The sequence below is a fragment of the Ruegeria sp. H8 genome (genome assembly GCF_056532905.1).
Genome location: NZ_JBQFNY010000011.1, coordinates 83,456 through 96,677, shown reverse-complemented (window position 1 = coordinate 96,677; position 13,222 = coordinate 83,456). Strand labels below are relative to the sequence as shown.

The window sequence follows — 13,222 nt, the reverse complement described above, 5'->3', positions numbered from 1 at the left end:
TCATTACTCCTCAGGGCACCAATACCAGTTTTCCCGGAAGAGTCTTTGACTGAAAATCAGCCTGTGCGATGCCAATTTCCTTCAACGGATAGGTCCGGGAAACCAGCGGCTTGATCCGTCCGGTGTTCACCAGTTCCACAAGACGGGCAAAGACTTCGGGTGCCTGGTGCGTGCACCCATGTATGGTGATGTCGCGCAGATAGATGTCTCGCAGGTCAGCTTTGACAATCGGGCCTGCTATGGCCCCCGAAACGGCATAGTGCCCGCCGGGTTTCAGGGAAAGGATCAGCGATGGCCAGGCCGGGCCACCCACAACGTCGATCACCACATCGAACATATCCTGCGGAAGCGGGTCGTTCCGGTCAAACGTATTCTCGGCCCCCTGGGATTTCACGATCTCGGCTTTCGTGCCCGCTGTTACAGCCCAAACCGACGCCCCGCGCAGGGCGGTCAGTTGCACCGCCGCCAGCCCGACGCCGCCTGAGGCACCGGTGATCAGCACCTTGTGCCCGGCCGTCACGCCTGCGCGGGTCAGCAGGTTTTCCGCCGTCCCGAAGGCGCAAGGAATGGCGGCGATTTCCACATCCGAAAGGGGCGAGGCGCTGACGTCATAGAGATCATCGGCTTCAACCAGACAATACTGCGCAAAAGCCCCGTCGATTTCGGAACCCAGCGCAATGAAGCCCTGTGGGTTTCCCGGGCGCGGGCGCGGCAGGTTTATCGGACAGGTCACGCGCTGCCCGGGTTTGAAGGCAACACCCGGCCCAACCTGTTCCACGATGCCGCAAAGATCTCCGCCCTGAATGCGGGGAAAGTGCAATGCACCGCCCCAACCGCCCGCTTCGACCTTCTGATCAACGGCATCCGTCGCGCCGGTGACGTCCGAGGAATACCAACCGACCCGTGTGTTGATATCCGTGTTGTTCACGCCTGCGGCGGCGACCCGAACCAGAACTTGCCCTGCCCCGGGTTCAGGAACCGGGATATCATCTCGCCATTCCAGAACTTCGGGGCCACCGTGACCCGTCAGATAGACACCGGACATCGTCTTTGGAGCATTCATTTCGCTGGCTTCTCAGGTCTGGTCGTCGGGATGGGGCGGAACCGGTCCCATCGGCACGATGTCATATCGGGCATTCAGGTCGGCCATCTTGGCCTCGTCCTCGAAATCCGCCGGGGTCATGGTTGCCAGTTCCGCAAGGAAACCATCAAACCCGGATGGTTGAAAGATCATGAGCATCCGTGCCGGTTTTTTGTCGGCAACCCGGCAGGCATGCGGCACACCCGCCGGAACATGCATGGTGGTGCCCGGCGTGCACGGGTGCCAGTCTCCGTCGACATAGAAGTCCACGGCGCCCTCCAGGAAATAGAACGTCTCGGCATGGCTGTCGTGGCGATGAAGGCCAAGCGCGAAGCTGGCCTTCAAGTTGTCTTCCATCAGTGTGTAGGCTCCGCCCGTGTCCTGACCGGAAACCTTCACGAAGGTATGGTCGTTTTCCCAGTCATAGTTGGGACCTTCACCAGGTCCCATCTTGGAATATCGCGGGCGCATGGGGGCCTCCTTTTTGTCAGGCGCGCAGCCGCTCGTTTGCGGGATCCCACAGCGGCTGATCCTCCTGTACCACGGCGCGGCACTTCTGGCCGTAGATTTCCACCTCGAGCTCGGTACCAGGGTTTGCAAGTTCTGACTTGATCATGCCCAGCGCGATGGATTTGCCGACGCGGTACCCCCATGCGCCCGAAGTGGTCTCGCCCACGATCTGATCGCCCTGCCAGATGCACGACATGTAAGGCGCATCGCAATCACCTGCATCGACAGTCAGGGTGACGAACGACTTTTTCACACCCTGCTGCTTTTCGTTCAGGATTGCAGCCTTTCCGGGGAAGTCCTGTGGCTTGTCCAGTTTGACAAACCGCTCCAAACCCGCTTCCAGCAGCGAGTAATCGGTGCTGAGGTCGCCCTTCCACGCGCGATAGCCCTTTTCGATGCGCAGAGAATTCAGCGCATACATGCCGAACGGCTTGGCCCCGGCGGCGAGGATCGCGTCGTAGATCGCGGGCATGTGCTCGTTCAGCGCATGCACCTCCCAGCCCAGTTCACCGGCGAAGGACACGCGGATCAGGTGGGCGGGTTGCCCGGCCACGGTGGCGGCCTGATGGGTCAGCCAGCCCAACGAAAGGTCGGCATCGGTCAGACCCGACAGGATCTCGCGCGATTTCGGCCCGGTCACGATCAGCGTGTCGCGGGTGGTGGTCACGTCCTCGACGGTGACGCCCGCGGGCATCGCGTTCATCAGGATGTCGCGGTCGTGCCATTGCGCGGTGGCCGCGGTGATCATCACGAAATCATCCTCGCCCAGTCGCATGCAGGACATCTCGGTCAGGATGCGGCCACGGTCGTCAGCGATATAGACGAGGTTGATCCGCCCCACCTTGGGCAGACCACCGGTGACCAGCCCGCGCAGCGCCTCGGCCGCGCCTTCGCCCTTGACGACGAACCGCGAGAAACCCGGCAGGTCGAGCACGCCGCAATGGTCGCACACAGCTTCGCATTCTTCTTTGATCCGCTGCTCCCACGGACCCGAGCGGCCCCAGGTGTGGGTGCTTTCCTCGGAGGTGTCATCGCCCGGCTGCGCGAACCAGTTGGCGCGCTCCCAGCCATTATAGGCCCCCATGACGCCACCCAGTTCCTTGACCTTGGCATGCACGGGCGACAGCTTCTTGTCGCGCGCGGCGGGCCATTCGTGATGGGGGAAGTGCATGGCGTATTCGTTGCCATAGACCTCCATGCCCTTCTGATTGCAGTAGTCCTGATCGGTGTAGTCGGTATAGCGGCGCGGATCGACGGCCCACATGTCCCATTCCGTGGCGCCATCCACGATCCATTCGGCCAGCACCTTGCCCGCGCCGCCGCCCTGGGCGATGCCGAAGGTGAAGGTATGCGCCTCGAAGGCGTTCTTGACGCCCGGCATCGGGCCGATCAGCGGCAGGCCGTCGGGCGCATAGGGGATCGGCCCGTTGATCACGCGGCCCACGCCCGAGGTCGCCATCAGCGGCACCCGCTCCATCGCGTCGGTGACGATGTCCTCGATCCGGTCCAGATCATCGTTCCAAAGCTGGAAGCTGAAATCCTCGGGCATCGGGTCATCCTCGGTCATCCAATGGCCCTTGCAGTTGGGCTCGTAGGGGCCGAGATTGAAGCCGTTCTTTTCCTGCCGCAGGTAGTACGAGACGTCTACATCGCGCAGCAGCGGCAGCTTCCTGCCGCCGTTCTTCTTGGACCATTCTTCAACTTCCGGCACTTCGTCGGTCAGCAGATACTGGTGGCTCATGACCATCGCCGGCACGGTGCGGCCGCCATAGGGTTTGAACCACTCGCCGACGCGTTGCGCATAGTATCCGGCAGCGTTGACGACATAGTCGCAGTCGATGTCTCCCTTCTCGGTATGCACGGTCCAGGTGCCGTCGTCATGCTGGGTGACGCGGGTGGCGGGGCAGAACCGGATGATCTTCTGGCCCATGTCGCGCGCGCCCTTGGCCAGCGCCTGGGTCAGCTGCGCGGGGTCGATATCGCCATCGGTCGGGTCATACAGGACACCCTCAAGATCATGAGTTTCCAGGAACGGGTAGCGTTCCTTGGCCTGCTCCGGCGTCCACATTTCCATCGGGATTCCCTGATAGCGGCCCATCGACATGGCCCGCTGGAACTCCTGCATCCGCTCTTTGCTGTGCGCCAGACGGATCGACCCCGAAACATGGTAGTTCATCGGATAGTCGACCTCTTCGCCCAGACGCGAATACAGCTCGGTCGAATAGCGCTGCATGTTCATGATCGCCCACGAGGTCGAAAAGGTCGGAACGTTACCGGCCGCATGCCAGGTCGAACCTGCGGTCAGTTCGTTCTTTTCCAGCAGAACGCAGTCGGTCCAGCCTTTCTTGGCCAGATGATACAGCGAGGAAGCCCCCACCACACCGCCACCGATAATGACCACGCGGGCTTTTGTCGGAAAATCACTCATGTGTCTTGGTCCCTGTTACTGTGCCCGTTGGGGCAGATCGTCCGTGATGTCGTAATAGTCGCCCTTGTCAGCCACAAAGATGTGCTTCGAGAGCTTTTGGCCCGTGGGCGCATCGAACGCGCCCATGGCAATCGAAATCGTGTCCTCTTCGGTATGTTGCCAGAAGAGAAATGAACCGCATTTGCTGCAAAACGCGCGCCGTGCGATGTCTGATGCGCGAAACCAGTTCAGCGTGTCGCGGGCCGAGAAACTCAGGTTGTCCTGATGGGTCGTGGTCGAGGCCCAGACATGGCCGGATTGCTTTCGGCACTGCCCGCAATGGCAGACCGAAGGCGGAGAAAGGCCTCCGTCGATGGTGAAAGCAACTGAACCGCAAAGGCAAGACCCTCTGTACATAAGATTACCCCCTTGCCGCAGGCGCGGTGCTGGTTCCCAACAACACGCCGTAGATTATGAAACAGGCCGCCATCACCCGGCGCACCCAGATGTTGAACACTGCGCCCAGCGCCGCCTTGCCCATCAAAGCGCCCAACACGGTAAAACCGGTATAGCTGAGCGTTGTGATGAAAAGTGCGGTTGGCATGATCACGACCATCTGCTGCCAGATCGGCACGTCCGGCTGCACGAATTGCGAAAACGCGGCCAGATAGCCCGCGACGCTTTTTGGGTTGATCGTGGCCACTGCCAGCGCGTGCAGATAAACGTGCCGGGCCGGGCGTTCCGAGACCGGAGCGGGCTTGCCGGCGTTCATCCATCCCCGCACGCCCAACCAGATCAGAAAGCCCGCGCCGACCAGCTTGGCCACGAAAAACCCGGTCGGAGAAGCGGCAATCAGGGCTGTGACGCCCAGCGCGGACAGAATCAAAAACATGCTGGCCTGCGTCAGTATGGCCAATACACCCATCATGGCCTTCGGAAACGGCAGGCTCATCCCGTTCGAGATGCAGTTGACTGCATTTGGCCCCGGTGTGGTGACGAATACCACCCAGAACAGCGCGAATATGGTCCAGGCCTCGAAGCTCATCAGTACACCGGCGGAGCAATGACCCAGATGGCCACGGCGGGTTCGTCATAGGGGTTGGCCCATTGATAAGGCTCATGTTTGATCCGAAAACTGTCACCCGGCCCCACCAGGAATTCACGTGACCCGATCGTCAGGTTCAATCGACCTGAAATCATATAGCCCACTTCCTGCGTCGGGCGGTTGGCCGGCGTCTGCATCCGTGATTTAGGCTCGAACGTGGAATGCACCATTTCGAAATCATCGGTCAGATCCGGCGACAGCAACTCTTCGATCAGCCCTTCTTCGTTCGACCCCATCGGGCGACGCGACCCAGCGCGCACAACGTAGCCCAATTCGTTCGCAGGTGCGGCTGAATGCGCAAACAGCATCGACATTGGCACGCCAAGGCATTCTGCAATCTGGCGCAGGTCCGAGATTGAAGGCTCGGACAAATCGCGCTCGACCTGGCTCAACCAACCGACAGAGCGATCCAGCCGAGTTGCAATCTCGGTCAGGGTCAACCCTCGGGCCTTGCGCAAGGCCCTCAGGTCAGCACCAAGGGTCGCGCTTTGGGGGGCTTGGCTGTTCACAGGCCACTCCGAATCTCGTGAAATTCTTCCTTCGTTTTTCACGATGGAGCAAGCTGGTGAAATTTCCAAGCATTTTTTCACGCTCGGTTTCATTTGGGTGTCGATCATCATCGTGTGCGAAAGACAGAATTGAGGACCAGCAGGCGCACAGGCCCCTGAAACACCAGAAAAACCGCAGGGGTGCAGCAGCCGAATTTCAGTTTTTGCCGTACAAGGACTTCATTTCAAAAAGACAGCACATATCGCTCCCCCGTGGCGCTGCGGCGACATGGGAAAACCTTCGCGACAGAGACAGCTCTGGAAAAGCCTGAATCGTGCAAAGCCCGCCTGGCTTTAGAGTTGAAGGCCGGCAAAAACCTTCACTTCATCCAACACATGTTGAGGCCAACGACGGGTGAAACTGTCGGCGATCGTTTCACGCTTTTCCGGCTCCAGCCCGGCAAGCAAGCTGGGAAAGCGGCGGCGATTTCTGGGCAGCGTCCACATTTCGATGCCGTTTTCGAAACAGTAACGGGCAAAACGCACGTCGACGAACTTCTCGCTGCCTTCCATGAATTCCAGTGTCGGGAACAGCGACCCGGACACCATGACGGTTCCGGTTCCCAGCTGGTGTACCCTGGTCGAGTAGGTCAGCCGTTGGTTCATACGCAACAACGTGCGCTGCCGTATCGACCTGGGCGTCGGGTTTGTGAACGTCGTGGCATGATAGCCGAAGACACGTTTTTCCAGTCCGACCCCCCGCGCCCGGCGTATGGTCTGACGGACATAGTTGTCCGCATATTCGATATCATCGTCGACCAGAAAAACGGTATCTGCCGGATCCGGCTGGAAAATGAACTTGCCGACATCCTTGTAATCCCGGTCAGGGATCACGGCGGTGACGTTGTCGAACTCGCCCAGAAAATCGGGAATTTCCTGATATTCGTTCAGGCAGATGAAAACTCTGTCGACCTGATGCGCGATGCTTGCCACCGAATGGGGCAATACGCCGATGCGATCCGGGAATGTCGCCATATGGGCGCGTCTGATCCCTTTTGGAGGCGCTTCATCCGCGACCGTCGGATTGATGTCAGACTCTTGCATCCCTGAGAAACACCCCAAAACGAAACTTCACTATGGATTTTGATAGGAGATCGCTTCGAAGCCTGCAAGACGAAGTCAGCCGGGCCGTTCAATCGCCCGGGAATCCCTTGGGTTGATGCACATCCGCAACGACCGCAGCGGTCAGAGCCCGGCAAACACGGCGGTCAGAATGTCTTCCAGATTTTGCGCATCCTGTTGCGTGAAAGCATCCGGCTGGTCGCTGTCAATGTCAAAAACGGCGATAACTTTTCCCGACGAATCCCGCACGGGCAGAACCAGTTCGGACCGCGTTGAGCTGGCGCAGGCGATGTGACCCGGAAACGCATCGACATCCGGCACCAGTTGCGTTTCGCCCGTTCTTGCGGCGGCACCGCAGACGCCCCGTTCGAACGGGATGACCAAACAACCATGCCCACCCTGATAGGGGCCGATCTTGAGAACGCCCGGTTCAGTGACACGGTAAAACCCGGTCCAGTCGAAACGATCGTCGGAATGGTGAACTTCGCAGGCGACAGTGGCCATAAGAGCAACCTGGTCCGTTTCGCCTTCGGTCAGGGCCGCGATGGTTTTGGCAAGCGTTTCATAATCGGCAGTCATTGATTGCAACCCCTTCGGATGGTCGGGGGCACGGCCCCCGAACCCCCCGGAGTATTTGGAAAAAGATGAAGGGTCAAACGCGTTCGATGGCAATGGCCGTGCCTTCCCCCCCGCCAATGCAGATCGCCGCGACGCCCCGTTTGAGGTTACGTTTTTCCAGCGCATTCAACAACGTAACGATGATGCGGGCACCAGAGGCACCGATGGGATGGCCCAGGGCGCAGGCGCCGCCATTCACATTCACCTTGTCTCGCGGCAAGCCCATTTCGTGCATGAATGCCATCGGCACAACCGCGAAGGCCTCGTTCACTTCCCACAGGTCGACGTCATCCTTGCTCCAGCCAATGCGCGACAAGAGCTTCTGCGCCGCCGGAACCGGAGCCGTCGTGAAAAGGCCGGGGGCCTGAGCATGACTCGCATGACCCAAGATCCGGGCCCGAACTGTCATGCCCTGCGCTTCGGCGGTTTCTGCCGACGCAAGAACCAGCGCCGCCGCGCCGTCCGAAATCGAAGAGGAGTTGGCCGCCGTCACCGTACCGTCCTTGCGGAACGCAGGCTTCAGCGTCGGGATCTTCTCGGGGCGGGCGGATTTCGGCTGCTCATCTGTCTCCAGCAGAGTTTCACCCTTGCGCGTCCGGACGGTAACGGGCGTGATTTCCTGATCGAATGCGCCATTTTCCTGTGCAGACAGCGCGTTGGACAAAGATTGCAGCGCGTATTCATCCTGTGCTTCACGGGTGAACTGATACGCCTCGGCACAGTCTTCGGCGAAAGTCCCCATCAGACGACCTTTGTTATAGGCATCTTCAAGGCCGTCGAGGAACATGTGATCAACCACCTGGCCGTGGCCAATGCGGGCACCGCCGCGCATCTTGGGAAGAAGATAGGGCGCGTTGGTCATGCTTTCCATGCCGCCCGCAACCATCGTATCTGCGTGACCCAATGCAATTTGGTCAAAGGACATCATTGCCGCCTTCATCCCCGAACCACACATTTTGTTCAGCGTCGTGGCGGGAACCTCTTCGCCCAATCCCGCCGCGAATCCGGCCTGCCGTGCAGGTGCCTGGCCCTGCCCCGCCGGCAAAACGCAGCCCATCAGCACTTCGTCGACCGTCTGCACCCCTGCCTGCTGCAAAGCCGCGCGGATTGCTTCGCCCCCGAGGTCAGCCGCAGCAACACCGTCAAACATGCCCTGAAACCCGCCCATCGGTGTACGGGCGGCCCCTGCTATAACAACGTCTCTCATCCGGGTTTTCCTCCTGCTTTCGGGCTCTTGAATACCGAATGGTAAGAATTGCCGTCTAGCGTATTTCTACGACTCAATTTCAGTTTGGAAGGCGGCAGGATCATGGGGCTGACCAGCAAGACAACCGGCGAAACTCAGATCATCACCGTTCATGCCGACCGGATCGATGCTGCAATGGCCATTCAGTTCAAGGAAGACATGCGCGCCAGTACCGAGGACAGCGCTCATCGCGTTGTGCTGGATCTGTCCGATGTCGAGTTCATTGACTCCAGCGGTCTAGGTGCAATCGTTGCCTCAATGAAACAGCTGGGCAAGGACCGGAGGCTTGATCTGGCCGGATTGCAGCCAGTGGTCGAAAAAGTTTTTCGCCTGACACGCATGGATACGGTTTTCAGGCTTTTTGAAACACTGGATGACGCGTTGTCAGAGACAGACGCCTGACGGCAGCAGGGGATAGATGGCGTGGAGCCGATTGAAAACAAGACCTGTCTGGAATTGACCTTCCCTGCGACGGAATCAGAGGCCAGCGAGGGCATTGCAAAGCTCAGCGTCGGTCTGGCGGAACGGGGATTGCCCCCGCATAAAGCCGGTGATGTGAAGATTGCTTTGGCTGAAGCCATCAACAATGTCGTGGAACACGCTTACAATGGCATCGCCGCGGCCAAGGTTCAGGTCACCTGCCGGCTGGACAGGGATCTTCTGGACATCTTGATCTCGGATACGGGGCGCCCGCTGCCTGGATACCGACTTCCGGATGGCACCCCTGCTCCGATTGGAACGGATCTGCAAGACCTCCCCGAAGGTGGGTTCGGCTGGTTCCTGATTCATCGCCTCACCAGTGATATCAGGTACGAGCGGCGCGGGGGATGCAATCGTCTGTCCCTACGGTTTGACTTTGAACCCAACGGGTGATCGACCACAATTGGTCACAATAAGGTCATTTTCGAAACATTGTAGCGCCGCAAACAACCGCCATACAGTGACTCGTAGCTCAGATAGCTTCCCTCGGCGCCACATATCACAGCCCCCACCCAGTGAATGGCGCCGAGGAACTTCCCATCCTGAAATCGCTGGACAATCGCTGATCAGTGAATAGCTTTCTCTTGTTCCAACGAGAGAGAATTCGCCATGCGTGATCTGCATAGTCCGGGCCGATCCGAAGTTTTTGCCACGCAAGGCATGTGCGCAACGTCGCATCCGCTGGCGGCCAAAGTGGCCATCGATATCTTGGGCCAGGGCGGCAACGCGATGGATGCCGCGATTGCCGGGGCTGTTCTTCTGGGGGTTTGCGAACCTCAGATGACCGGATTGGGCGGCGATTGCTTCGTTCTGTTCAATCGTGTCGGCGAAAGCAGGATACGCGCGCTCAACGGATCGGGTCGCGCGCCGGCTGCCGCGCATTCCCAGGTGTTGCGCGATCAGGGCCTGTCATCCGTACCTTTGAATGGGCCGGATGCCGTGACCATTCCCGGAGCCGTCGATGCCTTCTGCCACCTGGCCCAGACCGAGGGTCGCCTGGGGCTGGGCGCGATTTTGAAACCGGCGATTCATTATGCTGAAACGGGTGTTCCGGTGGCTCCTCGGGTCGCTTTCGATTGGAAATCGGGTGCCGCAACACTTCAGGGCGCCGCCCGCGATCACTATCTGATCGGCGGGCAAGCCCCGTCGATCGGGCAGGTTTTCCGTGCGCCGGGACAGGCGGAGGTATTGTGCCAGATCGCGGCCCACGGGCGCGACGCGTTCTATTCAGGTGAAATCGCCGACGATATGATCACCGCGCTTTCGGAAAGGGGTGGTGTCCATTCCGCTGAGGATTTTCATCACACGAGATGTACTGAAACGCAGCCGATACATGGGGCCTACAAAGGTGTGGATCTGGTGGAACATCCGCCGAACGGCCAGGGCGCAACCGCGATTTTGCTGCTGAATATCCTCAAGCATTTTGACATGGCCTCGATGGATCCATTCGGAGCGGAGCGTATTCATATCGAAGCCGAGGCCACCAAACTGGCCTATGACGCTCGAAACCGGTTCATCGCGGATCCCGACCACATGGCAAGAGTGGAGCGCTTTCTGGATCCGGATATCGCTGCCAGACTGGCTGCTTTGATCGATCCCCAAAAGGCGATGCCTGCTGCGGCGCCTCTGACCGAAGCGGTTCACAAGGACACGGTTTACATCACAGTCGTCGACCGCGACCAAATGGCTGTTTCGTTGATCTATTCGATCTTTCACAGCTTTGGGTCCGGTATCGCGTCGGAAAAATACGGCATATTGCTGCAAAACCGCGGGGCTGGATTCACATTGCAACCCGGCCACCCCAACGAACTGGGCGGCGGCAAACGCCCGATGCACACGATCATTCCGGGAATGTTGGCGCAGAACGGTCGGGTCACGATGCCGTTTGGTGTCATGGGCGGTGCCTATCAGCCAACCGGACACGCGCGTTTCGTGTCAAATCTTACCGATTTCGGGCTTGGGTTGCAGGAAAGCATCGATGCGCCGCGCGCTTTCTTCGACGGATCGGTTCTGAAACTGGAACGTGGGTACAGCGAGGCAATCGCGAAACAATTGTCCGATATCGGCCACAATATTGAAGTGCCGGAAACACCTCTTGGCGGAGCGCAAGCGATCCGAATCCGGAACGACGGCGTTTTGGAAGGCGCCAGCGACCCACGCAAGGACGGCTGTGCGCTTGGATATTGATCTGCGGCAGACCTATGCCCGCCGGTTCGGCTCTGCTAGTTCAGGTGGAAATGCAGGGGGTATGCACCATCTTCGAACGGTCCGAACATATTGGGAATATCCGGGTGCTCGACCGGTTCGCCTGAATAGTCTGCAACCAGATTTTGTTCTGAAACATAAGCAACATAGAAGGATTGGTCGTTCTCGGCCAGCAGATGGTAGAACGGTTGCTCTTTCCTTGGGCGGCTGTCTTCCGGAATGGCCTGATACCATTCTTCGGTATTCGAAAACTCGGGATCCACGTCAAAAATCACCCCTCGAAAAGGGTGTTTCTTGTGACGAACCACCTGGCCCAAGCCGTATTTTGCACGTGTCTTTAGCATTGTATCAGCCCCCAACGCTTTTTTTACCCGTTTCCGGGCGGAAAAGCCAATCATTGATGTGAAAATCAGGGAAACAGTCTGTGAACCTTATACTGACAGTGTTCGAAATCGTGGCGCCGGTTTTTCTGTTGGCGGCTGTTGGTTTTACATGGGTTAAGCTGGGCTTTGAATACCGCCTGCAATTCGTTACCCGCTTTGCAACTATGCTGGCAATGCCCAGTCTGATCTTTGTTGCCCTGATGCAAACCGAAATCCCGGGCAATGATCTGTCGCGCTTCACGATGGCGACGCTGGTCGCAAATCTGCTGCTGGTGGTTGTGTTCTGGTTGATCGTTCGAGGGCTGAGACTGGACCCGCGAACTTACCTGTCGCCTTTGATCTTCGGCAATACAGGCAATCTGGGCCTGCCGCTGTGTATCTTTGCCTTTGGTCAGATTGGTCTGGGATATGCTGTTGTCTTTCTGTCAGTTACCGCATTGTTTTCTTTCACTTACGGGATTTATCTGGTCGCCGGGAAAGGGGCGTGGGGACAGGTTGCGCGCCAACCAATGGCCTGGGCGACGATCCTTGGCGCAGTGTTTTTGTGGCAAGGATGGCAGACGCCGACATTTCTGACCAACACGCTGGAGCTTTTGGGGCAAATGGCTGTTCCGCTGATGTTGGTCACGTTGGGTGTGGCAATCGCCCGCCTGACCTCGCACAGCCTAGGGCGGGCGCTGTGGCTGTCAGCGCTGAAACTGGCGGTGTGCTTTACGCTGGGATGGGGAATCGGACGATGGTTTGATTTGGATACGATCGCATTTGGCGTTCTGGTTCTTCAAATCTGTACGCCGGTTGCCGTAACCTCTTACCTGTTGGCCGAACGGTTCGGGGCCGAGTCCGATGCCGTCGCCGGCATGGTCATGGTGTCCACACTGCTTTCCGTAGCGGCGTTACCGGCTGTTCTGGCTATCATTTTATAGCGATTGTGATTTCCTCAGCGCTCAATCTGCGCTAGAATACACAAAAAAAGGCACGAGGCACATGAGCAGAATTCTTTTCGTACTCCTAGGGGTGCTGCTTCTGGCATCCTGTGGGGGCGGCTCTAAACAGCCGCCCAGCAGATTAAACGATGCGTGCAGTATTGCGCGTGAAAAACCCGACTATATCAAAGCCTTCAAGAACACCGAGCGCAAATGGGGCGTTCCGGTTCACGTTCAGATGGCGACCATCTATCAGGAAAGCCGCTATCGGCACGATGCGCGCACTCCGCATAGATACGTATTGGGCGTCATCCCGATGGGTCGTCAAAGCAGCGCTTACGGCTATGGTCAGGCACTGGACGGCACATGGGAACAGTACCAGCGTGAAACAGGAAAACGCCGGGCCAAGCGCGATCGCATCCGCGACGCCTCGGATTTTATCGGCTGGTACATGAACAAAAGCTACGAGCGAAACGGTATCCACCCGGCAGATACGCGCAATCAATACCTGGCCTATCACGAAGGTCACACAGGGTACGCCCGTGGCAGCTACAACAGCAAATCCTGGTTGTTGAACGTTGCCAATGACGTAGACGCACGCGCACAACTATATCAGGCACAGTTGGCAAACTGTCGGTATTGACACATACAAGC

The 13,222-nt window shown here is 58.5% G+C and carries 15 protein-coding genes; 5 read left to right on the top strand and 10 right to left on the bottom strand.

The features are described from left to right. Window positions 1–10 precede the first annotated feature (10 nt). The 9 genes from ACR0A2_RS19680 to ACR0A2_RS19640 form a co-directional block, all read right to left on the bottom strand. The gene (locus ACR0A2_RS19680; protein ID WP_480836802.1) at window positions 11–1,063 is read right to left on the bottom strand and encodes an alcohol dehydrogenase family protein; all 1,053 of its coding nucleotides are present in this window, start codon (window positions 1,061–1,063) and stop codon (window positions 11–13) included. A gap of 12 nt (window positions 1,064–1,075) precedes the next feature. Continuing rightward, window positions 1,076–1,552 carry a cupin domain-containing protein gene (locus tag ACR0A2_RS19675; protein WP_480836800.1) on the bottom strand — a complete coding sequence of 159 codons (477 nt, stop codon included), beginning with the start codon at window positions 1,550–1,552 and terminating at the stop codon, window positions 1,076–1,078. A gap of 16 nt (window positions 1,553–1,568) precedes the next feature. Further along, the gene (locus ACR0A2_RS19670; protein ID WP_480836798.1) at window positions 1,569–4,019 is read right to left on the bottom strand and encodes a GcvT family protein; all 2,451 of its coding nucleotides are present in this window, start codon (window positions 4,017–4,019) and stop codon (window positions 1,569–1,571) included. 15 nt (window positions 4,020–4,034) lie between these two features. Beyond that, on the bottom strand, window positions 4,035–4,415 hold the full coding sequence (locus ACR0A2_RS19665; protein WP_480836796.1) for a GFA family protein: 381 nt from the start codon (window positions 4,413–4,415) through the stop codon (window positions 4,035–4,037). Between the two features lie 4 nt (window positions 4,416–4,419). Next, window positions 4,420–5,043, bottom strand: coding sequence for a LysE family translocator (locus ACR0A2_RS19660; RefSeq protein ID WP_152459242.1), 624 nt, complete (start codon window positions 5,041–5,043; stop codon window positions 4,420–4,422). Beyond that, window positions 5,043–5,612 (bottom strand): helix-turn-helix domain-containing protein, encoded by a 570-nt coding sequence (locus tag ACR0A2_RS19655; RefSeq protein ID WP_480447393.1) that lies wholly within the window; start codon window positions 5,610–5,612, stop codon window positions 5,043–5,045. Before ACR0A2_RS19655 ends, ACR0A2_RS19660 begins: the two co-directional genes overlap by 1 nt. Window positions 5,613–5,945: 333 nt before the next feature. After that, window positions 5,946–6,695, bottom strand: coding sequence for a hypothetical protein (locus tag ACR0A2_RS19650; RefSeq protein ID WP_480836793.1), 750 nt, complete (start codon window positions 6,693–6,695; stop codon window positions 5,946–5,948). 141 nt (window positions 6,696–6,836) lie between these two features. Continuing rightward, window positions 6,837–7,292 carry a GAF domain-containing protein gene (locus tag ACR0A2_RS19645; RefSeq protein ID WP_171119899.1) on the bottom strand — a complete coding sequence of 152 codons (456 nt, stop codon included), beginning with the start codon at window positions 7,290–7,292 and terminating at the stop codon, window positions 6,837–6,839. Window positions 7,293–7,365: 73 nt separating this feature from the next. Beyond that, window positions 7,366–8,538 (bottom strand): thiolase family protein, encoded by a 1,173-nt coding sequence (locus ACR0A2_RS19640; RefSeq protein WP_480836791.1) that lies wholly within the window; start codon window positions 8,536–8,538, stop codon window positions 7,366–7,368. 102 nt (window positions 8,539–8,640) lie between these two features. Here ACR0A2_RS19640 and ACR0A2_RS19635 point away from each other — a divergent pair, with 102 nt between their 5' ends. The 3 genes from ACR0A2_RS19635 to ACR0A2_RS19625 all read left to right on the top strand — a co-directional run bounded on the left by ACR0A2_RS19635 (window position 8,641) and on the right by ACR0A2_RS19625 (window position 11,244). Beyond that, window positions 8,641–8,979, top strand: a complete 339-nt coding sequence (locus ACR0A2_RS19635) for an STAS domain-containing protein (protein WP_480836789.1) — start codon at window positions 8,641–8,643, stop codon at window positions 8,977–8,979. Between the two features lie 21 nt (window positions 8,980–9,000). Next, window positions 9,001–9,450, top strand: coding sequence for an ATP-binding protein (locus ACR0A2_RS19630; protein ID WP_152459248.1), 450 nt, complete (start codon window positions 9,001–9,003; stop codon window positions 9,448–9,450). 216 nt (window positions 9,451–9,666) lie between these two features. Further along, window positions 9,667–11,244 carry a gamma-glutamyltransferase family protein gene (locus ACR0A2_RS19625; RefSeq protein ID WP_480836787.1) on the top strand — a complete coding sequence of 526 codons (1,578 nt, stop codon included), beginning with the start codon at window positions 9,667–9,669 and terminating at the stop codon, window positions 11,242–11,244. A gap of 35 nt (window positions 11,245–11,279) precedes the next feature. Here ACR0A2_RS19625 and hspQ read toward each other — a convergent pair whose 3' ends face one another. After that, window positions 11,280–11,606, bottom strand: a complete 327-nt coding sequence (hspQ, locus tag ACR0A2_RS19620; protein WP_050604943.1) for a heat shock protein HspQ — start codon at window positions 11,604–11,606, stop codon at window positions 11,280–11,282. A gap of 80 nt (window positions 11,607–11,686) precedes the next feature. Here hspQ and ACR0A2_RS19615 point away from each other — a divergent pair, with 80 nt between their 5' ends. After that, the gene (locus ACR0A2_RS19615; RefSeq protein ID WP_480836785.1) at window positions 11,687–12,568 is read left to right on the top strand and encodes an AEC family transporter; all 882 of its coding nucleotides are present in this window, start codon (window positions 11,687–11,689) and stop codon (window positions 12,566–12,568) included. A gap of 61 nt (window positions 12,569–12,629) precedes the next feature. Then, window positions 12,630–13,211 carry a transglycosylase SLT domain-containing protein gene (locus ACR0A2_RS19610; protein ID WP_152459251.1) on the top strand — a complete coding sequence of 194 codons (582 nt, stop codon included), beginning with the start codon at window positions 12,630–12,632 and terminating at the stop codon, window positions 13,209–13,211. Window positions 13,212–13,222 lie beyond the last annotated feature (11 nt).